This is a genomic window from Pandoraea thiooxydans (genome assembly GCF_001931675.1).
Lineage (GTDB): Bacteria > Pseudomonadota > Gammaproteobacteria > Burkholderiales > Burkholderiaceae > Pandoraea > Pandoraea thiooxydans.
Genome location: NZ_CP014839.1, coordinates 1,247,100 through 1,268,085 on the forward strand (window position 1 = coordinate 1,247,100; position 20,986 = coordinate 1,268,085).

The window sequence follows — 20,986 nt, forward strand, 5'->3', positions numbered from 1 at the left end:
GGGGCAGGGTACAATACCGGCCTTCGCAGCCTCGCGGGCTGCCGTTTGCCGCCGATATCGCTTCAGGAACCGTACCATGTCCAACCCGTCATCTCCCGCCGCCACGCCCAAGGTCGGTTTCGTCTCGCTCGGCTGTCCGAAGGCGCTGGTCGATTCCGAGCAGATCCTCACGCAGTTGCGCGCCGAGGGTTACGAGATTTCCGGCACTTATGACGGCGCCGATCTGGTGGTCGTCAATACCTGCGGATTCATCGATGCGGCAGTGCAGGAGAGTCTCGACGCCATCGGCGAAGCATTGACGGAAAACGGCAAGGTCATCGTGACCGGCTGCCTGGGAGCCAAGAAGGACGCGGCCGGCCAGGACATCGTCAGCAGTGTTCATCCCAAGGTGCTGGCGGTGACCGGCCCGCATGCGACCAATGAGGTCATGCAGGCGGTTCACCAGCACCTGCCCAAGCCGCACGATCCGTTTATCGACCTGGTGCCGGCGCAGGGCATCAAGCTCACGCCCAAGCACTACGCCTATCTCAAAATCTCCGAAGGCTGCAACCACCGCTGCACGTTCTGCATCATTCCGTCGATGCGAGGGGATCTGGTGTCGCGCCCGGTGGCCGAAGTGATGCTCGAGGCGGAAAATCTGTTCAAGTCGGGTGTCAAGGAGTTGCTGGTGATTTCCCAGGACACCAGCGCCTACGGCGTCGACGTCAAATACCGCACCGGCTTCTGGAATGGCCGGCCGGTCAGGACGCGCATGACCGAACTGGTCAGCGCGCTGGGTGAACTGGCGCAGCAGTATGGTGCGTGGGTGCGTCTGCATTACGTCTACCCCTATCCGCACGTCGACGAGATCATCCCGCTGATGGCCGAAGGGAAGATTCTGCCGTACCTCGACGTGCCGCTGCAGCATGCCCACCCCGACGTTCTCAAGCGCATGAAGCGGCCGGCCAGCGCCGAAAAGAACCTGGAGCGCATCCGTGCCTGGCGTGCCATCTGCCCGGACCTGACGATCCGCAGCACCTTCATTGCCGGCTTTCCCGGCGAGACCGAAGCCGAGTTCGAGACGCTGCTCGAATTTCTGCGCGAGGCGGAACTCGACCGGGTGGGCTGCTTTGCCTATTCGCCGGTCGAAGGCGCGAGTGCCAACGAGCTGCCCGGCGCGCTGCCCGATGAGGTGCGCGAAGAGCGTCGCGCGCGTTTTATGGAGGTCGCGGAGACGATTTCCGCGCGCCGCCTCAAGCGGCACGTCGGCAAAACCCTGAAAGTGCTCGTCGATGAAGTCAATCAGGACGGAGGCATGGCGCGCTCGATGGGGGACGCGCCGGAAATCGACGGCATGGTCTACATCGAGCCAACCACCAAGGCCTCCAAGCGCTACAAGGCCGGCGACTTCGTGTCGGTGAAGATCACCGGCGCCGACGGCCACGATCTGTGGGGTGAGGTCTGAGGCTCCGTGACCGTCCGGTGCGCCGGTTAGGCACGCCGGGCGCCGGCCTGCGTCAATCCCTCCTGATCGAGATTCCACACTGCTCGTAGTTCGATAGAGGGATCGAGCGGCGAGGCTGGGTGATCCCAGTCGTCCGGTGCGCTCAGTGTGGCGGCATCGCCACTGAAGCCGCCCCAACGTTGCGTATGGAAAACCTCGGCAATGCCTTGCTGGACCTGCGTGCCCACGTAAGTGCGCCACTCGGTCGGCAACGTCGTTATGCGGCCCACCACCCCGGCAGCATTTGCATCGGCCGGCGTGCCGCCATGCGCGAGTGCTCCATCCAGGCCTTGAATCACGGTCGAGCCGTTCATGCGCATGAGCGCGGCATGCATTGTGCCCCGCGGATCCGGCACCGATAACCGATTACTCCCGTCGACATAGCGGGTGTCGCTGCGCAGGCTGCGCACCAGGGTTCCGCCGGCACCGTCCAGTCCCTCGATCAGGGCGGTCGAGAAAGTCCCGTCGACCCACCGCGGCAGGTGCGGACGCAGCGCGCCGACGCCGGCGAGCGCTACGCTATAGGGACCCATCGACGCTGCCACGCCAACCGCGCTCGGCGATCCGCTCCAGGCCACGCGCGGGCCCAGTTCAGCGACTGTCTGCTGGCTGGTGTCGCGTACGCCCGCATAGACCAGGCTGCCAATTTGCCGGATCGCCTCCGGATTGAGCCCGCCCGGGTTGGTGAAATAACCCAGCAGCGACGGCATGGCCCCGGTCACCGCACCACTGAGCGCGCCGCCGCCGGCCAGAATGAAACGCACGCCGCGGTTATTCGCGTAGGTCTCGGGCAGCGCATCCGCCGCGCGCGAGCCCAGTCCGGCACCGGCATAGCCGCCGGCCACCGCGCCGGCCGTCGCGCCGACCGCGGTCAAGACTGCATTGGCCGGGCCGCTCCCCGCCACCGTCCCCAGCCCGAACGAAATGCCGTATCTGGCGACCGCACCAGCCAGCGTGCTGGCGCCATCCCGCAGGAAAGCCGCGCCAGCGGCCCGCCAGCGCTCTGGCCAGGTGATCAGGCCCAGCATATCCGTGCGACTGGTGGGATTGTTGCCGGTCATCGCGAACAGATTCGGGCCGTCCACCGGTCCCGCCGGGTCGGTGTTGAGCCAGCGGCCGAGCCAGGGCGCGTAATAGCGGAAGCCGTAATAGCTCAAACCCGATGCATCGCGCTCCTTGCCGGCATGGCGCGTGGTCTTGTAACGCGCCTCGCACTGATGCCGGGCCATCCAGCATGCCGTGCCGCCGAATGGATAGTAGCTCTCCCGTGTCAATTGCGCGGCGCTGGCGTCGAGCTCTTGAGTGGTCGAGGCGAGTGCGTCGGAAAGGGCAAAACGCACCTGATTGTCCGGCAACGACGGCGGTCTGCCGGCACGCCAGCGCAGGACGCGCGCCATCTGGGAGCCTGCCTGGGCAACGACGACAAGGTATTGCTGCGTGGCGGCGCGCCGGATTTCCAGGCCTGGCAAATAACAGGTGGACTCAGGCGCCGGGCGCGCTTGACCGTCGCGGCGGGGGGGCGCTGGCCACATTGGATTTTCCCGAGCGCAAGCCGGTGCCGCTATAGCAATAGCGTTCGATGACGTTGTGCGGGTGATTGGAAGCTGGGAGGGCATGGTGGCTCATGATGTCGGCTCATGTAGAGGGGGATAGGCGAGGAGCAAATGCCGTGCGCCGGGATGGCACACGGCATTTGCACCGTAGGCCATCGCATCCCCGCGAGGCAAGCTGCTGCGCGCTGGCGCGCGTGCAAGCGATTGGTTTATCGATACAAACCCGGCCCGAGTGCGATCGTTTTATCTCGTCGCCCTTCGGAATGTTCGGGCCGCGCACGGCGCGCGACATCGAGGCCCGCTATACTGAACTTTTTAGGAAAAATTTCCTGTCCGGTGCCGGGCAATCATTGAAAGGGGTGAGCTAATGCAACGTGAAGTCGTGGTCGTCAGCGGAGTGCGTACTGCCATTGGAGATTTTGGCGGCAGCCTCAAGGATGTCGCGCCAACCGAGCTGGGGGCGCTGGTGGTGCGAGAATCGCTGGCGCGCGCCGGCGTGTCGGGCGAAGAAGTCGGGCACGTGGTGTTCGGTCACGTGATCAACACCGAGCCCAAGGACATGTACCTGGCACGGGTGGCCGCGATCGGCGGCGGTGTGAGCCAGGATGCGCCGGCTTTGACGCTCAACCGCTTGTGCGGCTCCGGCTTGCAGGCAATTGTCTCGGCTGCGCAAAACATTCTGCTGGGCGACGCCGATATTGCCATCGGTGCGGGGGCGGAGAGCATGAGCCGCGCGCCATACCTGATGCCCGGTGCGCGCTGGGGTACCCGCATGGGCGAGTCGCGTCTGGTCGACATGATGCTGGGCGCGCTGCATGACCCGTTCGATGCGATCCATATGGGCGTGACGGCCGAGAATGTCGCGGCCAAGTGGCAGATCACCCGTGCCGACCAGGACGCGCTGGCGGTGCAGTCCCACCAGCGGGCCGCGCGCGCCATCGCCAACGGCTACTTCAAGGATCAGATCGTGCCGGTGATGCTCAAGACGAGGAAGGGAGAGGTCGCTTTCGTCACCGACGAGCATGCGCGCGCCGAGGCGACACTCGACGATATGGCGAAGCTGCGTCCGGTATTCCAGAAAGACGGCACGGTCACGGCTGGCAACGCATCGGGCCTGAACGATGCGGCGGCAGCGGTGGTGCTGATGGAGCGTCGCACCGCCGAGCAGCGTGGCGTCAAGCCGCTGGCGCGTCTGGTGAGCTACGCCCACGCTGGTGTCGATCCGCGCTATATGGGCATCGGCCCGGTGCCGGCCACGCGCCGCGCACTCGAGCGCGCCGGGCTGAGCGTGCAGGACCTCGACGTCATCGAAGCGAACGAGGCATTCGCCGCCCAGGCCTGCGCCGTCACGCGCGATCTCGGACTCGATCCGGCCAAGGTGAATCCCAATGGCTCCGGGATTTCGCTGGGGCACCCGATCGGCGCGACCGGTGCGCTGATCACGGTCAAGGCGCTGCACGAGCTGCAGCGCGTGGGCGGGCGCTATGCGCTGGTGACCATGTGCATCGGCGGCGGGCAGGGCATTGCCGCGATCTTCGAGCGTATCTAGCCAGACTGAGCACCAGCCGCGCCGCCGGGGTGGGCAACCGCTTCGGCCGCGCGGCTCGACTAGGGGTTTGCCCCAATGCACCGAGTATCTTCGCAAGATCCGGGCTATGCTGTAATCATCTTTCGACTTGCGTTCGACCAGAATCCCGAAAAGCTGGCGTCACGATCGTTGCGTCGATTTATTCATCCGATGCAAATGACGATCCAGCTTGGCTTTGTCGCCGAGTTTCGGACTCTCAAGTACGCTGATCGACAACCTTAGGGTTTGTACTACCCTGTTGTCGATTGTGCGGAAATTCTCATTGAGCGCAGGGCAAAAGCGCAAGACATGACGCCGACACATTCGTATACTTTCATGAGTAATACGGGTTGTACTCACTTAAATTGACAAGTTATACTCCGCCCACTCGTTGGGTTGCGCTTTTTGTTTTTGGTGGGTTGTACTCTGCTGAGCGGTGAATCACTTCAGAGACGGTCCGTTTGACGAAAAAGCTCGCGGCGAGGGCGCGCGCGGCGCTTTGCCCGCATCATGCTGCAGCGCTTGCGGATTCGATTTAGTGGCAAAAGAAGGATTGCTTCGAGTTGAGTTCGGATTAAGATGGGGCACCTCATCTTGTCGAGGCAAGTAACTGAGTGAGCTTGAGGTAAATGTCGCGTCTTCGTGCGGGGGCGAGCGCGTGCAATGCGTACGAACCCGACATAAAGATAGCTGCTGCACAAATGCACGTCGTTAGATCAGGAGAATAGAGAATGAAAAGGTTTGCGAGAATCTCTGCAGTTTCCGTTTTTTCGCTGACGGTAGGGGTAGGCGCCGCACTGGCCGCGAGCGGCCCGATCAAGATCGGGGTCCAGGCGCCGATCACGGGCGATTACGCTGGCGAAGGCCAGGGCATCGAAAATGGCGTGAAGTTGCTGGCCAATGAGCAAAACGCCGCTGGCGGGCTGCTGGGCCGCAAAATCGACGTGGTGGTCTGCGACGACGAAGGCAAGCCGGCTCAGGCCGCGATCTGCGCTCGCAAACTGGTCAACGACGGCGTGATCGCCGTGATCGGGACGTACACCAGCGGCGCCGCGCTGGCGGCCGCGCCGATTTACTCGGCCGCCAACGTGATTCAGACCTCCGACGGCACCAGCGATGAGCTGACCGCCAAGGGCTGGAAGACTTTCTTCCGCAATGCGCCGCCGAACAGCGCCGAAGCCGTGTTCACCGCGCAATACCTGGTCAAGGCCAAGCATTACAAGCGTATCGTCGTGCTGAGCGACCATTCGAGCTACGCCACCGGGCTGGCCGACAGCGTCGACAAGGCTATCAAGGCTGACGGCGGCAATGTCGTTGCGAAGGACTACATCACGGCTGGCACGCAGGATTACAGCGCAGTGCTGACCAAGCTCAAGGCCGCCAACCCCGATGTCGTGTACTTCTCCGGCTATTACACCGATGGCGGCCTGATCCGCGCGCAAATGGAACAACTGGGCATGAAGGCCGCGTTCGTCGGCGGCGATGCCAACCAGAACGCCGCGTTCGCCAAAATCGCTGGCCCGGCCGCCAAGGGCGCGATCATCATCAACATTCCCTCGCCGGAAAACCTGCCGTACAAGGAAGCCAAGAAATTCCTGGCCGACTACGTGAAGGCTTACGGTTCCGCGCCGCCGAGCATCTACACCTTCACCAATGCCGACGGCTTCCGGGCAGTGATCGCTGCGATCAAGGCGACCAAGAGCACCGATACCGCCAAGCTGATTCCGTGGCTGCACAACATGAAGGGCTTCCAGGGCGTGACCGGGCCTTTCTCGTGGGACGCCAAGGGCGAGCGTATCGGCAGCCCGATGGCAGCGTTCGAAGTGCAGGCTGACGGCAGCTACAAGACGGTCTATCCGATGTAATGCCTGAGACGCGGGCGCCGCATCGCCAGATGCCGGCGCCCCGCGTCGAGATTTCCCGCTCGCCGCCAGGCGGCCATCCACGGAAATGGATCGATGGACTTTATCCTGCAGCAATTCATCAACGGGCTGACGGTCGGCGGCATTTACGCCTTGATCGCGCTCGGCTATACGATGGTCTACGGGGTGCTCAAGCTGATCAACTTCGCGCACGGGGACCTCTGCATCCTCGGCGCCTTCATCGGCCTGACGACCCTGACCACCGGCGTGTTCGGCGGCCTGTCGACACCCGTGCTCCTAGCTTTGGCATTCATCATCGCGGTGATCGTGGTGGGGGTGGCCGGCACCGTGCTCGAGCGTCTTGCCTACAAGCCGCTGCGCCGCGCGCACCGGCTCTCGCCGATGGTCTCCGCGCTCGGCGCATCGATGCTGATCGAAAACGGCATCATGCTGATCTGGGGCCCGAACGTACGGGTGTTCCCCAGCAATCTGCTGCCCACTTCGACCTGGCATATCGCCGGTGCCTATCTGAGTTTTGTCCAGCTGCTGATTATCATCGGCGCTTTCATCCTGATGATCGCGCTGTATCTGTTCGTTCACCATACCCGGCTTGGCACGGCCATTCGCGCCGCCGCGATTGACCAGGACGCCGCGCGCCTGATGGGCATCAACGTCAATCGCGTGATCGCCAGCGTGTTTGTCATCGGGCCGGTGCTGGGCGCCGTGGGCGGCCTGTTCATCGGACTTTACTATCGCCAGACCTACTTTACGATGGGCTGGTCGTATGGCCTGAATGCTTTTATCGCCGCCATCATCGGCGGGATCGGCAATATCCCGGGCGCGATGCTCGGCGGCTTGTTGCTGGGCCTGTTCAACGCGTTTGCCGCAGGTTACGTGTCGAGCTCCTGGCAGGACGCGATCACCTTCGCGCTGCTCATCGCGATTCTTCTGGTACGTCCGTCCGGCATTCTGGGCGAACGTGTCGCGGAAAAGGTGTAAGCCCATGACCAACCGCGCTACTGAAACCACATCCGCGCCGTCGACGGCATCGCACCCCATGTCAAAAACAGCGTCACAACCGCCCGGCCCCAACAAGTTGCGCCGCACCATCGGACCGCTGCTCTGGATTCTCGGTCTGGCGCTGCCGCTGGTATCGTCGCCGGCCTGGATCACCGTCGGCGGCATCTTCGCCATTTATGCGATCGTCGCGCTCTCGCAAGACATCGTGCTGGGCCGCGCCGGCATGTACGACATGGGCCACGCGGTCTATTTCGGCATCGGCGCCTACATCACGGCGATCCTGGCCCCGACCTTCAACTGGCCGATTCTGGCAACCATTCCCGTGGCGATCGTCGTCGCGGCTTTGCTCGGCGCCGTGCTATCGGCGCCTATCGTCAAGCTGCGCGGTGATTATCTGCTGGTGGTGACGATCGGCTTCAACGCGATCTTCGTGCTCGCCATGAAGAACAATCTGTTCGGCCTGACCGGCGGTCCCGACGGCATCTTCGGCATCGGCGGGCCCTCGGTGTTCGGCCATGCGTTCGATTCGCAGAGCGATCTGTTCTATCTGAACTGGGTGGCGCTGGCGTTGGTGTTGTGGGTAATGCGCAACCTCGACCGCTCGGCGCTCGGGCGCACTTTCCGCTACCTGAAATACGATGAACTCGCCGCCACCACGCTGGGGGTCAACGCGCACCGCTATAAAGTGGCCGCATTCGCCCTGGCCGCCGGCGTCGCGGGTCTGGCCGGTTCCCTGTTCGCCATGCAATTGTCGGCGGTGAGCCCTGGCTCGTTCCAGTTCGCCGACTCGGTGACGCTGTTTGCCATCGTGCTGGTCGGCGGTCAGGCGTCGGTGCCCGGCGTGCTGCTCGGTACCGCAATGATGTTCGTGGTGCCGCAGATCTTTACCGACCTCGCGCAGTACCGTTACCTGGCCTTCGGCTTCGCGATGATCGTCATCATGGTGCTCAGGCCTCAGGGCATTTGGCCGGCAAGGAGGGGCGGGCAATGACTCAAACGACCACGATCCCGGCCGTGTCCGGTGAGACCCTGCTCGAACTGGAGGGCGTGGGCATCAGCTTCGGCGGCCTGCGCGCGGTGGACGACCTGAGCTTTCGCGTCCAGCGCGGCCAGATCGTCGGCCTGATCGGCCCCAACGGCGCCGGCAAGACGACCGTGTTCAATTTGATCACCGGCGTCTACAAGCCGACCAACGGCCACATTCGCTGGCGCGGCCAGGAGGTTACCGGCCTGCAGCCGGACAAGATTGCCGCCCAGGGCATTCGCCGCACGTTTCAGACGATCCGCCTGTTTGCCGACATGACCGTGCTGGAAAACGTCGTCGCCGGCGAGCATCTGCAGATCAAGCAGCGCTGGTGGCAGGGCCTGTTGAATACGCCCGCGCAGCGGCGCGAGGAGCAAGCGCTCGTCGATCGTGCGATGGAGGTGCTGCAACAGCTCAATCTCGTCGATGTGGCACACGAAAATGCCACTTCGCTACCCTATGGCGTGCAGCGGCGGGTCGAGTTGGCGCGCACGCTGGTCGCGCGTCCGGAACTGATCATTCTCGACGAGCCCGCAGCCGGCTTGAACGAGTTCGAATCGGCGGGACTTAACGACACCATTCGCGCGATTCGGGACGCGGGCGTCACCGTGATTCTGGTGGAACACGACATGAGCGTGGTCATGAACGTGACCGACAACATCGTCGTGATCAATTTCGGCAAGAAGATCGCGGAAGGCAAGCCCGCGGAAATCCGCAACAATCCCCTGGTGATCGAGGCCTATCTCGGCCAGGAGGATGACGATGAAGAGGAAGATCCGCTGATGCATGCGGTACATACCGGACAGGTGAGCTCATGAGCCTGCTCGAAGTCGAAGACCTGCGTGTCAACTATGGCCACATCCAGGCGCTCAAGGGGATTTCCCTGCAGGTCGCCGAACGGGAGGTGGTCGCCATCCTCGGCGCCAATGGCGCCGGCAAGACCACCCTGATGCGTACGCTCAGCGGATTGATCACACCGCAGTCCGGCAAGATCACCTTCGCCGGCACCGAGACGACCCGGCTGGGTGCCGACAAGATCGTCCGGCTGGGCATCGGGCAATCGCCCGAGGGTCGGCGCGTGTTCGGCACGCTGTCGGTCGCCGAAAATCTGCGTCTGGGCGGCTTCACCCGCCCGCCGGCGGAGATCGGCCAGAGCTGCGAATACGTCTACAAAATTTTTCCGCGGCTCTATGAGCGGCGCGCTCAGTTGGCCGGCACGCTCTCCGGCGGCGAGCAGCAAATGCTGGCGATCGGCCGCGCGCTGGTCACCAAGCCCAAGCTGTTGCTGCTCGACGAGCCGAGCCTCGGCCTGGCGCCGATCATCGTGCGAAACATCTTCCAGGTGCTGCGCGAGGTGCGCGCCACGGGCGTGACCATCCTGATCGTCGAGCAGAACGCGCGCATGGCGCTCAAGCTCGCCGATCGCGGTTACGTGCTGGAAGTCGGGCGTCTTCAGCATGAAGGTTCGTCCAAGGAATTGCTGGCATCGCCGGAGATTCAGGCAGCATATCTCGGCCACGGTTGAAGTTGACACCGCAGTATCGAACGGGCTCCGCCATGGCGTTGCATCGCTGCCAATGCCATGGCGGAGCTCCATTTATTACATCGGGTAACGAAATAATCGGCTGGTCTTACCTCCCTGCCGAGGGGTACAATGCGCGCAACGCAGGCATTCTGCCACTTGATCCGTCCGATTTCTCGTAGTTGACGGATCATTGCTCACGGCTTGCCGTGCCGCAGGGCTGCTTCGTGTGGTGCTTGCGTTCGCGCCCCCCCACTTAACCTTTCCGCTGCACCGGGCGCGGGTCTCTTTGCTTCAGTTTGTCTTTCGTATCTCTAACGATGCAAGTCAATCACTGACGAGGAAAAGATCCATGTGCAACCAACATAATCTCGGCCGCTCCGAATCTCCCGCTTCGCCGTCGCGCCGCCAGGTGCTGCTGGGCGGTGCCGCCACCGCCACGCTGATGGGCTGGTCCGCCTCCGACGCGCTGGCCAAAGGCGAGACAGCGATCGACACCCCGCCCAATGCCATCTCCCCCGATCAAGCGCTCAAGCGCCTACTCGCGGGCAATGCGCGTTACGTTGCCAATACGCCGGCACGAAAGGACTTCTCCGCCGGGCGTGCGGCGCGGACCCGGGCACAGTACCCATTCGCCTCGATCGTCAGCTGCGCCGATTCCCGTGTAGCCCCCGAGCTGGCCTTCGATCAGGGGCCTGGCGACCTGTTCGTGGTGAGGGTGGCCGGCAACTTCGTCAACGATGACGGACTGGCGAGCCTCGAATACGGAGCGAAATTCCTCGGTATCCCGTTCATCCTGATACTGGGACATACCAACTGCGGTGCCGTTGGCGCCGCGGTCAAGGTGGTCAAGGAAAATGCCCGTCTGCCGGGGCACCTGCCCGAGCTGGTCAATGCCATCAAGCCCGCTGTCAGGATCGCGCAAGGAAAAAAAGGCGGCGATCTGGTGGCCGACGCCACCGTCGAGAATGTGCGTCTGAACGTGCACCGGTTGATGGTGTCGCGGCCAATCATCGGCGAACTCGTCAAGACCGGCAAGGTTCGTGTGGCCGGCGGCGTCTACGATCTGGCGACTGGCAAGATCGATCTGGTGTGATGCCCGGCGCCCGGCGCGAGTGTGCGCCGGGTAGCGTATTTGGGCGGCATCGGCGACACTATCGCCATTACCGGACATTTCAGAATTCATCATGACGCACAAGTCTTCCGATACTGCCGACGGCATGCCGGCGCACGATCTGCAAACGCGTGTGGTTCACCCGCGCAACGACATACCCGATGGTTTTGCCTCGTTCTCGACGCCCATCGCGCGTGCCTCGACGGTGGTGTTTCCCAATCTGGCCGCGCTGCGCAACTACGACCCGCACAGCGATACGCAATGGCGCTACGGCCTGCATCACACGCCGACCTCGATGACCCTGGCGCAGCAAATCGCGGCGCTCGAGGGCGGCACGCACACGCTGCTGCAACCATCGGGCCTGGCGGCCATCTCCAACGTCTACTTCGGCATCGTCAAGCAGGGCGACGACGTTTTGATTCCGGACAACGTCTATGACCCGAATCGCTCGCATGGCGAGTGGCTGGCGCGCAACTTCGGTATCTCGGTACGTTATTACGACCCGATGATCGGCGCTGGCATCGCCGAGCTGATTCAGCCCAGCACACGGCTGCTGTGGCTCGAGGCGCCCGGCTCGGTCACCATGGAGGTGCCGGACGTGCCGGCCATGACCCAGGCCGCGCGTGCACGGGGGGTGGTCAGCGCGATCGACAACACCTGGTCGGCTGGCCTGGCATTCGACGCCTTCGGGCACGGGTGTGACATCTCGGTTCAGGCGCTGACCAAATATCAGTCGGGCGGCAGCGACGTGCTGATGGGCTCGGTCACCACGCGCGACGATGAGTTGCATTACCGCCTCAAGCAAGCCCGCATGCACTTGGGGCTGGGAGTCGCCGCCGACGAATGCGCTCTGGTGCTGCGCAGCCTGGCCAGCCTCAAGCTGCGCTTCGAGGCGCACGATCGCAGCGCGATGGCGGTGGCCACGTGGCTCAAGGCGCGCCCCGAAGTCGCCGCCGTGCTGCACCCCGCCTTTGCCGATTGCCCCGGGCACGATGTCTGGCGCCGCGACTTCACCGGCGCCGGCGGCCTGTTCTCGGTCGTGTTCCATGAACGCTATACGCCGGCTCAGATCGACGCTTTCGTCGAAGGGCTCAAGCTATATGCGATCGGGTTCAGTTGGGGCGGCGCGCACAGCCTGGCCGTGCCGTATCGTGTTTCGACCATGCGCACGGCCACGCATTGGCCGCATCGCGGCACACTGGTACGGCTCTATATCGGGCTGGAAGAAAGCGGCGACCTGATCGCCGACCTCGCGCAAAGCATCGAAGCGCATCTGGCCGGCTGATGGCGGTGGGCGCCGGAGCGGCCGGCGCAACCGTCCTTACGCGTCGAACAGGCGCAGCAGTGCATCGAGCCCGACATGGTTGAACGCCACACTGGCCTGGGCGCGTACTACCGGCTTGGCGCGAAATGCGATCGACAGGCCCGCGGCGGCCATCATCTGCAAGTCGTTCGAGCCGTCGCCGATGACGATCGCCTGATGCGGGGCCGCGCCGATCTGCTCGCACATCTCGCGCACCGCGCGCGCCTTGACCTCCGCATTGACGATCTCGCCCAGCACCCGGCCGGTCAGCTTGCCGTCGACGATCTCCAGCGTATTCGCGCGCGTGGCATCCAGCTTCAGACGCGGTTTGAGCCGCTCGGTGAAATAAGTGAAGCCGCCCGACACCAGCAAGGTTTTCAGGCCGCGCGCCTGCACCCCCAACAGCATTGACTCGGCACCCGGCGAGAAGCGCAGGCGATCTTCATAGACGCGCTCGAGCGCGCCGGCGTCGAGCCCCTTGAGCAGCGCCACGCGGCGCGTCAGGCTTTCGTTGAAATCCTTGATCTCGCCGCGCATGGCCGCTTCGGTGATTGCCGAGACTTCCGCCTTCAAGCCGCAATAGTCGGCAATTTCATCCACGCATTCGATTGTGATGAGCGTCGAGTCCATGTCCATCGCCACCAGCCGGAAATCGGTCAGCCGGCGCCCCTCGGGCAGCAGCGCGTAGTCCCAGCGATGCTGGGCGCCAAGGGTTTCGAGTTGCGCTTGCAGCGTCTGGGTAGCAGTGACGCCGGCGATGCGCACCGAGCCGATATGAGCCAGGGCGTCGTCCACGGACATGTCATGGTCGGGCAGCAGCGAGCGCAGCGCGGCCAGTTGCGGGGGCGTAAACGGCGTGGTGCCGAGAATAACGAGATTCATGAAAGCAGCGCCGGCTGTGTGACCGGCGTCGATGGAAGAGGGCAAGGGCGCTATTTTAGCTTACTGGCCCGGGCCGCCTGCCGCGCCTGCACGGGCGGCGCAGTGTCGAATTTGTGCCAGACCCGACGTAGCTGGCGTCCCGAGCCGAAGCCGGCCTGTTCGGCCACGCGCTCGATGCCTAGACGGGAATTGGCCAGCAGCTCGCGCGCCAGGCCGATCCGCAGCCGGTGCACATAGTCAACCGGGTTGGTGCCCGTATGCTCGCGGAACAGCCGTGTGAAATGACGTACGCTGGTGCAGGCGAGCTCGGCCATATCGGCGGCACTCCACGGGCGCGCCGGGTCGGCGGTCACCGCATCCTGCACGCGGTGAATCGCCGGGTGAATGTGGTTGCGCCCCTCCAGCCACGGAGATAATTGCGGATCGCCCCCGGTGCGGCGCAGATAGGCCACCATGTGACGCGCCACGGCTACCGCGCATAACGGATTGGTCAGGCGGCCGATCAGATGCAGCATCAGATCCAGCCCGGCGGTGATGCCCGCGCTGGTGTAGACGTTGCCGTCCTCCACATAAAGGCGGTTGGCAACCACCCGCGCCTTCGGGGCGAGTGTCTGGAGTTCGTCGCAACTGGTGTGATGGGTCGTGCACAGCCGGTCATCGAGCAAACCCGCGCGGCCGGCCAGCAATGCACCGGTACACACACAGGCGAGCCGGTGATACGGTTTCACGGTCTCGCGCAGCCATGCCACGGCACGTGCCTCGGCCGCCGCGACGTGCTGCGCATCGAGCGGCCGCGCCGCGACGGGCAAGGGGTGAGCGACGCTGCCGGTCAGCACCAGCAGCGCGTCCTCGGGCAGCGTGACGGGCGGCGGCTCGAACGGGCCGAGCGTGAGCCCGATCGACGTGTCGAGCGTGGCGCCGGCCGGACTCACGTAACTCAACTCGAACGCCACTTCGTCCTGCATCTGCCCGGCCATGCGCAGCGCCTCGGCTGGCGCCGCCAGGTCGAGCATCAGAACGTGCGGTGTGACGAGAAAATAAACCGGTTGGCGGCGCTGCATGCAAGCGGACTCCACTGGGATTTGCCGAAAGCGCGGGGCGGACTGTTTACGCCACCGCATGCAAACGGATTCTGTCACATCTCGGCCAACACCTGCTCGACCGTGGCGATGCGTGCGAAGCGCTGGTGCAGGACCAGCTCCGTCCGGGCCTTGATGTCGGCGGCCGAATACACCTGACCGGAACCCGGATGGGTCATCGGAAAGGTCAGTGTCGCCTCGGTGATGTAATCGACCAGATAACCGGCATCGGAAGCCGCTCGGGTGGTCGTCTCGCAGCATTGCTCGGTGCGAATGCCGGAGACCAGCAGGCGCCGGGTGCCGTGGCGCGTCAGCCATGCCTGTAACGGGGTCCCGGCAAGCGCACTGTGCACGACCTTGTCGACCACGAAATCTGGCTTGATCGACAGCGGCGCCAGCGTTTTGACGAACCCTGACGCCCGCGAGAACACGCCGGTTTCCTCATGGTGAAATACCTGGACGATCGGCACGCCGCGCGCGGCGCAACCGTCGATCAAGGCCTGTTGCCTGCTCAGATAGGCCGGCACATCGGACTCCACCCAGTATGGCCGGCGGCGGAACGATTCCTGGACATCGATCACCAGCAGGGCGGTTTGGGAGGCGGGTACGGCGGCAGAGGGGGTCATGGGAACTCCTGGCATGGTCAGTTGAATAGCCTCCATCGTAAGTCGCGGTCGTCTTCCGGAATACACCGGACCAAGACAGGATTCGGACGTTTTAAGCCATGCCGGTCGAGTGCTGCAGCCGAGTGCTGGCCGGGCACTGGCGGCAACGGGTTACGTAGCGTGTAACGTAACGCGACTCCACTTTGTGTTCCGGCGGTGCTTGTCTGGTAAACAGGAAACATTGAAAGGGCCACGCGCGAGCCTGTCGCGCGGCCCTCGGGCGTTACGTCGATACTTTTAGGCATGCGCATTTTCAGCATGGCATGGTCCTTGCTGAATAACACCGCCCATCCGCTGGAGGGCGCGCGGAAATCCGATGCTCTATCGGTTTTCCGTTCAAACCATGCAAAGGAGATGTTCATGAGTTTTCCTTATGTTCAAATCAAGCTGCGGCAAGTTGCCGCCGCGGCCCTCACATTGAGCGGTCTGGTCACCGGGGCGTGGGCGCAATCGCTTCCCACCCTGCCGATCAGCGCGAATGCCACCGCGAATGTGACGCTCGACGGCGCGGCGTCGCCCTTGCCGATCGGGGTGCCGATGCCTGTTGTGGCGATCCAGGCCATGGCTGGCACGAACGGAATTCATTTGAGCGGCACGGCTGGCGGTCACGCGATTCCGCCGATCGATCTGCCCGGTCTGGGGGCGTTGCCCGGCTTACCTGGTCTGCCTGGTCTGCCTGGTTTGCCAGTTGGTGCTGGCGGACCTCTGGCGCCGGTCACAGACCTCGTAGCGACTCTGACCGGCGCGCTGGGTGGGGCGGCCGGCGGCGGCAACCCGTTGGCGCCGATCTCCGGTGCTGTGTCTGGCCTGACGGGCGCGCTGGGCGGGGCCGCGGGCGGCGGCAGTCCGCTAGCGCCGATCTCCGGTGCTGTGTCTGGCCTGACGGGTGCGTTGGCCGGGGCGGCTGGCGGTGGCAATCCGCTGGCGCCGGTCTCCGGTGTAGTGTCGAGCGTGACGGGCGCGCTGGGCGGGGCCGCAGGCGGCGGCAGTCCGCTGGCGCCAATCTCCGGTGTGGTGTCGGGCCTGACCGGCGCGTTGGCCGGGGCCGGGGGCGGAGTCGTTCCACTGGGGCCGGTGACTACCGTGGCAAGCCGGCTGTAAATTCACCGATTTAGTTCGTTATGCAACACGCTGCGCGGTTCATGTAACGACGCGCAGCGTGGACAAATCGGCAGCGTTACGTAACGCATGGTGCCGTCAAGGTAACGTCTCGCAACTGCCACTACGAGTTTGCTGCGCAAAACAGAAATTCTTCCTGATCGTAATTTAAATAATAAAACGGAGTACTACTCTTTTCAGGAAATCCTCTGACGGCATGTTTTTTGCACGTTTTGACTTGCTCTCGATGTACGAGAGCCGCGGCGAATCGCACCGCTGCGCAAATACGTCAAAAAGGACACTGCCATGACTACCTCCATTGCCAATGCCGTGAAAGGCGGCTTCCTGGGAGCCGGTTCGGTCCAAGCCCAGAGTCAATCCTCCAACCCCGCCGTCAGAGTCAGGGGCCGGATAACGGCTGGTGCCCCCGGCACCGGCAAATATCAGGAGAGGGTAGGCATTGTGCAAAACGCTGAGGTTTTGCCGATATCGAAAGCGGTCCCAGGCGAACCCGGATCCACCAGTGTGTCGAACGATACCGACGTGTCACTTAACCGGGTCGACAGTGGTAAGTCGCCAACCAGCGTCGCGATGTCACAGGCGCAGCCCGAGGGGACCAGCGTGCATTCGAGCACGCATATTCACTACAAGCCTAAAAGGCTTGCGGTCCCGGCCGGAGGTGTCGCGAATTCGCCGCTATCCGGCCTGAGTGCCAACACCTCCAACGACGTGGTGGTCGATACAAGCGCGCTACCGCTGCCGGTGAGTTTGCCGGTCCCGGTGGTGGCAATCCAGAGCACGGTCGGCACGGACGGCGTGCAGCTGAGCGATACGATCGGCGGCAAGCCGATATTGCCGCCGATCAATCTGCCGGGCCTGAGCAGCCTGCCGGGCATATCCGGGGCGAGCGACTTGTTGGCGCCGGTTACGGGGGTAGTGGCGAGTGTCACCGGTGCGCTGGGCGGGGCGGCAGGCAGCGGCAGCCCGCTGGCGCCGGTTACTGGCGTGGTGTCGGGACTGACAGGTGCCCTGGGCAGCGCGACGGGCGGCAGCAGCCCGCTGGCGCCGGTCACAGGTGTCGTCTCGGGTATCGGTGGGGCGACGGGCAACGCGACGGGGGGCGGCAGCCCGCTGGCGCCGGTCACCGGGCTGGTGTCAGGCTTGACGGGTGCCCTTGGCGGAGTAGCGGGCAAGGGCGGCGCGGGCGCACCGCTCGCGGGCGTGCTCGGCAAGCTGTAAATCCGTTATGGACCCAAGCGCGCGGCGGGCCGGCATGCTGCCGTGCGCGAGGCTCTCACGCCTGCGCGCGCGCCGCCTCCAGGTGTTTGGCGAAGGTTGCCGGATCGGTATTGGTGCCGCATAGCAGCACACCCACCCGCTTGCCCGCCAGCGGCTCGCGCAACGGCCCCAGCAGCGCGGCGGTGGCCGCTGCGCAAGCCGGCTCGACCGCCAGCTTGAGTTGTTCGAACAGGCACAGCATGGCGTGGCGAAGCGCGTCGTCGGACACCGTCACCAGGCGGTCGACATGCTTGTGGCACAGCGCGTAGCTGTATAGCTCGGTATGCGGCGCCATCAGGCTGTCGGCAATACTCTGCATCGGCCCCATTTTGATCGGACCGGCGGCTGCGAAGCTGCGGCTCATCGCGTCGGCGCCCTCGGGCTCCACCCCGAATACCTGGCAGCCTGGCGAAAGCGCCTTGATAGCGGTCGACACGCCCGCCATCAGCCCGCCGCCGCCCACCGGAATGATGACCGCGTCGAGTTCGCCGGCCTGCGACAGCCACTCGTGACCGAGCGTGGCGGTACCCAGCACGGTGCGGTAGCCATTGAAAGGATGCACGAAAAAGCGCCCCTCGCGCGCCTCGATCTCATGCACCGTCTCGAACGCCTGCTGGCCGTTCTCGGCGAGTACGACCTCGGCGCCGAACTGCCGGCACAAGGCAACCCGCGCGGGGCTGGCGGTCTTGATCATCACCACCTTGGCGCCGATGCCCAGCCGCATCGCCGCATAGGCGACCGCCACCGCATGATTGCCGGCCGACACGCAGGTCACGCCCGCGGCGCGCGCCGCGTCGTCCAGCGCCAGCAAATTCGAAAATGCGCCGCGTGCCTTGAACGTGCCGCTGGCCTGCAGCAGTTCGAACTTGAAATTGATGGTCGTGCCGTCGAGTTCAGCGAAGTCGCTTTTATCCATCACGGGGGTGGCGCGCACATAGGGCGCCAGGGCGGCGTGCTGGTCCGCAATGGTCTCGCGAGTGGGAACAGGCTGGTTGTCGATTTCGGTCATGGGCGAGCAGGGATGAAAATTGGGGAAATCCGTGAGGTTCGGGCGCCAGCCACCGCATGAGGTGACTGGCGTGCAGGCAATCAGCCGGGGGCGCCATGCGCCCAATGCGACGGTCCCGCTATCAATCGCTCATGCTGCGAATGACCTTGCGCAGAAAGCCCTCGCATGCTTCGATCTGTTCCAGCGCGACGAATTCATTGGGTTTGTGGGCCTGCTGAATGTCACCGGGGCCGCACACCACGGCTGGCACGCCGGCCTGCTGGAACTGGCCGGCCTCGGTGCCATAGGCCACTTTTCGTTTGTCGGTATCGGCCGTCAGCGCACGAACCAATTGGGTAATCGCGGCCTGCTCCGATGCGTCGAGCGACGGCGCGGCGGCGACCGGCGTCAACTCAATCCTGGCATCGGGATGCTCGCGCTGCATTTTCGGCAACAGGGTGCCGTGTGCGTAGTCCTGAATGCGCGCGTAGATGGACGGCGCATCGACGCTCGGCAGATTACGGTATTCGAAGGTGAACTCGCAAAAATCGGGAATCGTGTTGAGTGCGATGCCGCCCTTGATGACACCGGTTTGCGCGGTCGTGAAAGGCACGTCGAAAGCCTCGTCGAACGGCCCGTTGGCGCGCAGTTCGTCGGCGACGTCGCGGATATAGCAGATCAGCCTGGCAGCGTATTCGATGGCATTGACGCCGTGCGGCGTGAGCGAAGAATGCGCCGCCTTGCCGTGCACGCAGCAGCGATAGGCGTTGATGCCTTTGTGCGCGACGATCACGCGCATGGAGGTCGGCTCCCCGACGATGCAGCCGTCGGGCTTGATGCCGCGCGCTTTCAGGTCGGCCAGCATGACCGGCGCGCCGACGCAGCCGACTTCCTCGTCGTATGACAAGGCAAAATGCAGCGGCTGTTTGAGGCTGGCCTTTTGCATCTCCGGCAGCAGCGTCAGGGCGGTGCCGATAAAGCCCTTCATATCGCAGGTGCCGCGCCCGAATAGCTTGCCGTCCCTGACCACCGGGGCGAACGGATCGGAGTCCCACGGCTGACCGTCGACCGGCACCACGTCGGTGTGGCCGGACAGCACAATGCCGCCTTGCGTGTTGCCGTTTGCCGCCGGCACGGTGGCGAACAGGTTGGCCTTGCGGCCGGTGGCGTCGTAGCTCAAGAGCGCCTCGATGCCGGCGCCGCGCAGATGGTCGCGCACCAGCTCGATCAGGCCCAGGTTGGATTCCCGACTGGTGGTGTCGATGCTCACGAGCTTCTTGATCCAGTCCAGCGAGGCGGGGATGTTTGCGGCAGAAGTCATTGGAATCGCTCCGTTTTCGATCGGCCCATCATAGCCCGGATTGCTTTATATGTGAATTAGTTGCGCTCCCCTTCGGTCCGTCGCCGGCCGGCGAGCCTTTACGGCGACTCCGGTTAACCGTAATATACACGAGTTTATAACGGTGCTTTTTACCAACGTCGGCCTTGAGCCAGACGGTGGGTGCACGCTTTTGCAGGTAACCGGGAGAGACCTTCGATGAGACGTTTGCAGTTATCGCACTGGGCGGCAGCGCTGCTGCTGGGTGCCGGACTTTGGTGTGCAGCGGTATCGGCCGAGGCCGCCGATACGTTGCGAGTGGCCTACGCGGGCTCGATGGGCGTGGTGATGGACCGCTTCATCGGTCCGGCATTCGCCAAGGCCAATGGCGTGCAGTACCAGGGCATCGGGCAGGGCGCCTACGGGCTGGCGCGCCGGCTCGAAGGCAAGCTGCTGCAAGCCGATGTGTTTGTCTCGATTACGCCGGGGCCGATCGATATCCTGAAAAAGGCCGGCATGGTGGGCACCGCGCAGCCGGTGGCCAGCACGCAGATGGTCATCACCTACAGCCCGAAGAGCAAATTCGCCCCCGCGCTGGAAGCCGCCGCGCGGGGCGAAAAGCCTTGGTGCGAGGTGCTGACGACACCGGGATTGCGCTTTGGCCGCACCGACCCGGCTACCGATCCGCAGGGGCGCAATATCATTTTCGCGATGCTGCTGGCGCAGCATTATTACAAGCAGCCGGCGCTGGCCCGGCGGATTCTGGGCGACGTCGAAAACCGTCAGCAGATTTTCGCCGAGCCGTCGCTGCTCTCGCGCCTGGAGGCCGGCCAGCTGGACGCCTCCTCCGGTTATCTGAGCGCGGCGCAATCGCATCATTTGCCCTACATCAAGCTGCCGGATGAAATCAATCTGAGCAATCCGGCCATGCAGGCGAACTGGTACGACAGCGCGCATTTCAGCATCAAACTGCCCAACGGCAAGACGAGCGAGCTGAGCACGCAGCCGCTGGTTTTCTATGCCGTGGTGCTCAACGACAGCAAGCAGCACGCGCTGGCGGAGAAATTCGTCAAATTCCTGCAAAGTCCGGCGGGCCAGAAGATGCTCGCCGAGCACGGTTACAGCGCGCCAAAGGGAGGTCCGATCTGAATCGGCCGATGTCTTAAATAATCGGGCGGGCCGGTTCGGATTTGTGTATCCTCGGCGTCGTTCGAGGCATACCGCGAGGGT

The 20,986-nt window shown here is 64.0% G+C and carries 17 protein-coding genes and 2 pseudogenes; 12 read left to right on the forward strand and 7 right to left on the reverse strand.

Going from position 1 to position 20,986, the window contains the following annotated elements; all coding sequences use genetic code 11:
- The first annotated feature begins 76 nt into the window (after window positions 1-76).
- Window positions 77-1,444: a 30S ribosomal protein S12 methylthiotransferase RimO gene (gene rimO / locus PATSB16_RS05665; RefSeq protein ID WP_047213074.1), complete on the forward strand. Its 1,368-nt coding sequence runs from the start codon at window positions 77-79 to the stop codon at window positions 1,442-1,444.
- Between the two features lie 26 nt (window positions 1,445-1,470).
- Here the strand turns inward: rimO and PATSB16_RS05670 are convergent, their stop codons facing one another.
- On the reverse strand, window positions 1,471-3,015 hold the full coding sequence (locus tag PATSB16_RS05670; RefSeq protein WP_062551259.1) for an RHS repeat-associated core domain-containing protein: 1,545 nt from the start codon (window positions 3,013-3,015) through the stop codon (window positions 1,471-1,473).
- Window positions 3,016-3,403: 388 nt separating this feature from the next.
- Between PATSB16_RS05670 and bktB the strand changes: the two genes are divergently transcribed.
- The 8 genes from bktB (at window position 3,404) to PATSB16_RS05710 (ending at window position 12,430) form a co-directional block, all read left to right on the forward strand.
- Window positions 3,404-4,585, forward strand: a complete 1,182-nt coding sequence (gene bktB, locus PATSB16_RS05675; RefSeq protein ID WP_047213075.1) for a beta-ketothiolase BktB — start codon at window positions 3,404-3,406, stop codon at window positions 4,583-4,585.
- A 749-nt stretch (window positions 4,586-5,334) separates the two neighbouring features.
- Complete coding sequence (locus tag PATSB16_RS05680) at window positions 5,335-6,468, forward strand: branched-chain amino acid ABC transporter substrate-binding protein (RefSeq protein ID WP_047213076.1); 1,134 nt, start codon at window positions 5,335-5,337, stop codon at window positions 6,466-6,468.
- A 93-nt stretch (window positions 6,469-6,561) separates the two neighbouring features.
- Entirely contained in the window at window positions 6,562-7,464 is a 903-nt protein-coding gene (locus tag PATSB16_RS05685; protein ID WP_047213078.1) for a branched-chain amino acid ABC transporter permease, read from the forward strand.
- Window positions 7,465-7,522: 58 nt separating this feature from the next.
- Entirely contained in the window at window positions 7,523-8,476 is a 954-nt protein-coding gene (locus tag PATSB16_RS05690; protein WP_047213079.1) for a branched-chain amino acid ABC transporter permease, read from the forward strand.
- Window positions 8,473-9,327 carry an ABC transporter ATP-binding protein gene (locus PATSB16_RS05695; RefSeq protein ID WP_047213081.1) on the forward strand — a complete coding sequence of 285 codons (855 nt, stop codon included), beginning with the start codon at window positions 8,473-8,475 and terminating at the stop codon, window positions 9,325-9,327. Before PATSB16_RS05690 ends, PATSB16_RS05695 begins: the two co-directional genes overlap by 4 nt.
- Window positions 9,324-10,034, forward strand: a complete 711-nt coding sequence (locus PATSB16_RS05700) for an ABC transporter ATP-binding protein (protein WP_047213083.1) — start codon at window positions 9,324-9,326, stop codon at window positions 10,032-10,034. The genes PATSB16_RS05695 and PATSB16_RS05700 overlap by 4 nt, the downstream gene beginning before the upstream one ends.
- A gap of 349 nt (window positions 10,035-10,383) precedes the next feature.
- Window positions 10,384-11,127, forward strand: coding sequence for a carbonic anhydrase (locus PATSB16_RS05705; protein ID WP_047213084.1), 744 nt, complete (start codon window positions 10,384-10,386; stop codon window positions 11,125-11,127).
- 91 nt (window positions 11,128-11,218) lie between these two features.
- Window positions 11,219-12,430 (forward strand): cystathionine beta-lyase, encoded by a 1,212-nt coding sequence (locus PATSB16_RS05710; protein WP_047213085.1) that lies wholly within the window; start codon window positions 11,219-11,221, stop codon window positions 12,428-12,430.
- A 36-nt stretch (window positions 12,431-12,466) separates the two neighbouring features.
- Here the strand turns inward: PATSB16_RS05710 and serB are convergent, their stop codons facing one another.
- From serB to PATSB16_RS20800, 4 genes are all read right to left on the reverse strand, one after another.
- Window positions 12,467-13,330: a phosphoserine phosphatase SerB gene (gene serB / locus PATSB16_RS05715; protein WP_047213087.1), complete on the reverse strand. Its 864-nt coding sequence runs from the start codon at window positions 13,328-13,330 to the stop codon at window positions 12,467-12,469.
- 50 nt (window positions 13,331-13,380) lie between these two features.
- On the reverse strand, window positions 13,381-14,391 hold the full coding sequence (locus tag PATSB16_RS05720) for a GlxA family transcriptional regulator (protein ID WP_047213088.1): 1,011 nt from the start codon (window positions 14,389-14,391) through the stop codon (window positions 13,381-13,383).
- 74 nt (window positions 14,392-14,465) lie between these two features.
- Entirely contained in the window at window positions 14,466-15,035 is a 570-nt protein-coding gene (locus tag PATSB16_RS05725; RefSeq protein ID WP_047213089.1) for an isochorismatase family protein, read from the reverse strand.
- A 17-nt stretch (window positions 15,036-15,052) separates the two neighbouring features.
- Entirely contained in the window at window positions 15,053-15,436 is a 384-nt protein-coding gene (locus tag PATSB16_RS20800; RefSeq protein ID WP_156884617.1) for a hypothetical protein, read from the reverse strand.
- A gap of 310 nt (window positions 15,437-15,746) precedes the next feature.
- Here PATSB16_RS20800 and PATSB16_RS05730 point away from each other — a divergent pair.
- Window positions 15,747-16,175 (forward strand): annotated as a pseudogene (locus PATSB16_RS05730) (collagen-like triple helix repeat-containing protein); the annotation flags it as partial.
- An 843-nt stretch (window positions 16,176-17,018) separates the two neighbouring features.
- Window positions 17,019-17,396 (forward strand): annotated as a pseudogene (locus tag PATSB16_RS21340) (collagen-like triple helix repeat-containing protein); the annotation flags it as partial.
- A gap of 70 nt (window positions 17,397-17,466) precedes the next feature.
- Here the strand turns inward: PATSB16_RS21340 and PATSB16_RS05740 are convergent.
- Window positions 17,467-18,459 carry a threonine/serine dehydratase gene (locus PATSB16_RS05740; RefSeq protein ID WP_047213091.1) on the reverse strand — a complete coding sequence of 331 codons (993 nt, stop codon included), beginning with the start codon at window positions 18,457-18,459 and terminating at the stop codon, window positions 17,467-17,469.
- A 121-nt stretch (window positions 18,460-18,580) separates the two neighbouring features.
- Entirely contained in the window at window positions 18,581-19,759 is a 1,179-nt protein-coding gene (argE, locus tag PATSB16_RS05745) for an acetylornithine deacetylase (RefSeq protein ID WP_047213092.1), read from the reverse strand.
- A gap of 216 nt (window positions 19,760-19,975) precedes the next feature.
- On the opposite strand from argE, the gene PATSB16_RS05750 reads away from it, so the two are divergent.
- Complete coding sequence (locus PATSB16_RS05750) at window positions 19,976-20,905, forward strand: extracellular solute-binding protein (RefSeq protein ID WP_047213094.1); 930 nt, start codon at window positions 19,976-19,978, stop codon at window positions 20,903-20,905.
- Window positions 20,906-20,986: the final 81 nt, after the last annotated feature.

What these genes read in the sequence shown, in the direction of transcription:
- bktB (WP_047213075.1), top strand. Translation starts at nt 3,404, where the DNA reads ATGCAACGTGAAGTCGTGGTCGTCAGCGGAGTGCGTACTGCCATTGGA.
- rimO (WP_047213074.1), top strand. Translation starts at nt 77, where the DNA reads ATGTCCAACCCGTCATCTCCCGCCGCCACGCCCAAGGTCGGTTTCGTC.
- PATSB16_RS05700 (WP_047213083.1), top strand. Translation starts at nt 9,324, where the DNA reads ATGAGCCTGCTCGAAGTCGAAGACCTGCGTGTCAACTATGGCCACATC.
- PATSB16_RS05720 (WP_047213088.1), bottom strand. Translation starts at nt 14,391, where the DNA reads ATGCAGCGCCGCCAACCGGTTTATTTTCTCGTCACACCGCACGTTCTG.
- PATSB16_RS05705 (WP_047213084.1), top strand. Translation starts at nt 10,384, where the DNA reads ATGTGCAACCAACATAATCTCGGCCGCTCCGAATCTCCCGCTTCGCCG.
- PATSB16_RS20800 (WP_156884617.1), bottom strand. Translation starts at nt 15,436, where the DNA reads ATGAACATCTCCTTTGCATGGTTTGAACGGAAAACCGATAGAGCATCG.
- PATSB16_RS05750 (WP_047213094.1), top strand. Translation starts at nt 19,976, where the DNA reads ATGAGACGTTTGCAGTTATCGCACTGGGCGGCAGCGCTGCTGCTGGGT.
- PATSB16_RS05740 (WP_047213091.1), bottom strand. Translation starts at nt 18,459, where the DNA reads ATGACCGAAATCGACAACCAGCCTGTTCCCACTCGCGAGACCATTGCG.
- PATSB16_RS05695 (WP_047213081.1), top strand. Translation starts at nt 8,473, where the DNA reads ATGACTCAAACGACCACGATCCCGGCCGTGTCCGGTGAGACCCTGCTC.
- PATSB16_RS05685 (WP_047213078.1), top strand. Translation starts at nt 6,562, where the DNA reads ATGGACTTTATCCTGCAGCAATTCATCAACGGGCTGACGGTCGGCGGC.
- PATSB16_RS05670 (WP_062551259.1), bottom strand. Translation starts at nt 3,015, where the DNA reads ATGTGGCCAGCGCCCCCCCGCCGCGACGGTCAAGCGCGCCCGGCGCCT.
- serB (WP_047213087.1), bottom strand. Translation starts at nt 13,330, where the DNA reads ATGAATCTCGTTATTCTCGGCACCACGCCGTTTACGCCCCCGCAACTG.
- argE (WP_047213092.1), bottom strand. Translation starts at nt 19,759, where the DNA reads ATGACTTCTGCCGCAAACATCCCCGCCTCGCTGGACTGGATCAAGAAG.
- PATSB16_RS05680 (WP_047213076.1), top strand. Translation starts at nt 5,335, where the DNA reads ATGAAAAGGTTTGCGAGAATCTCTGCAGTTTCCGTTTTTTCGCTGACG.
- PATSB16_RS05690 (WP_047213079.1), top strand. Translation starts at nt 7,523, where the DNA reads ATGTCAAAAACAGCGTCACAACCGCCCGGCCCCAACAAGTTGCGCCGC.
- PATSB16_RS05725 (WP_047213089.1), bottom strand. Translation starts at nt 15,035, where the DNA reads ATGACCCCCTCTGCCGCCGTACCCGCCTCCCAAACCGCCCTGCTGGTG.
- PATSB16_RS05710 (WP_047213085.1), top strand. Translation starts at nt 11,219, where the DNA reads ATGACGCACAAGTCTTCCGATACTGCCGACGGCATGCCGGCGCACGAT.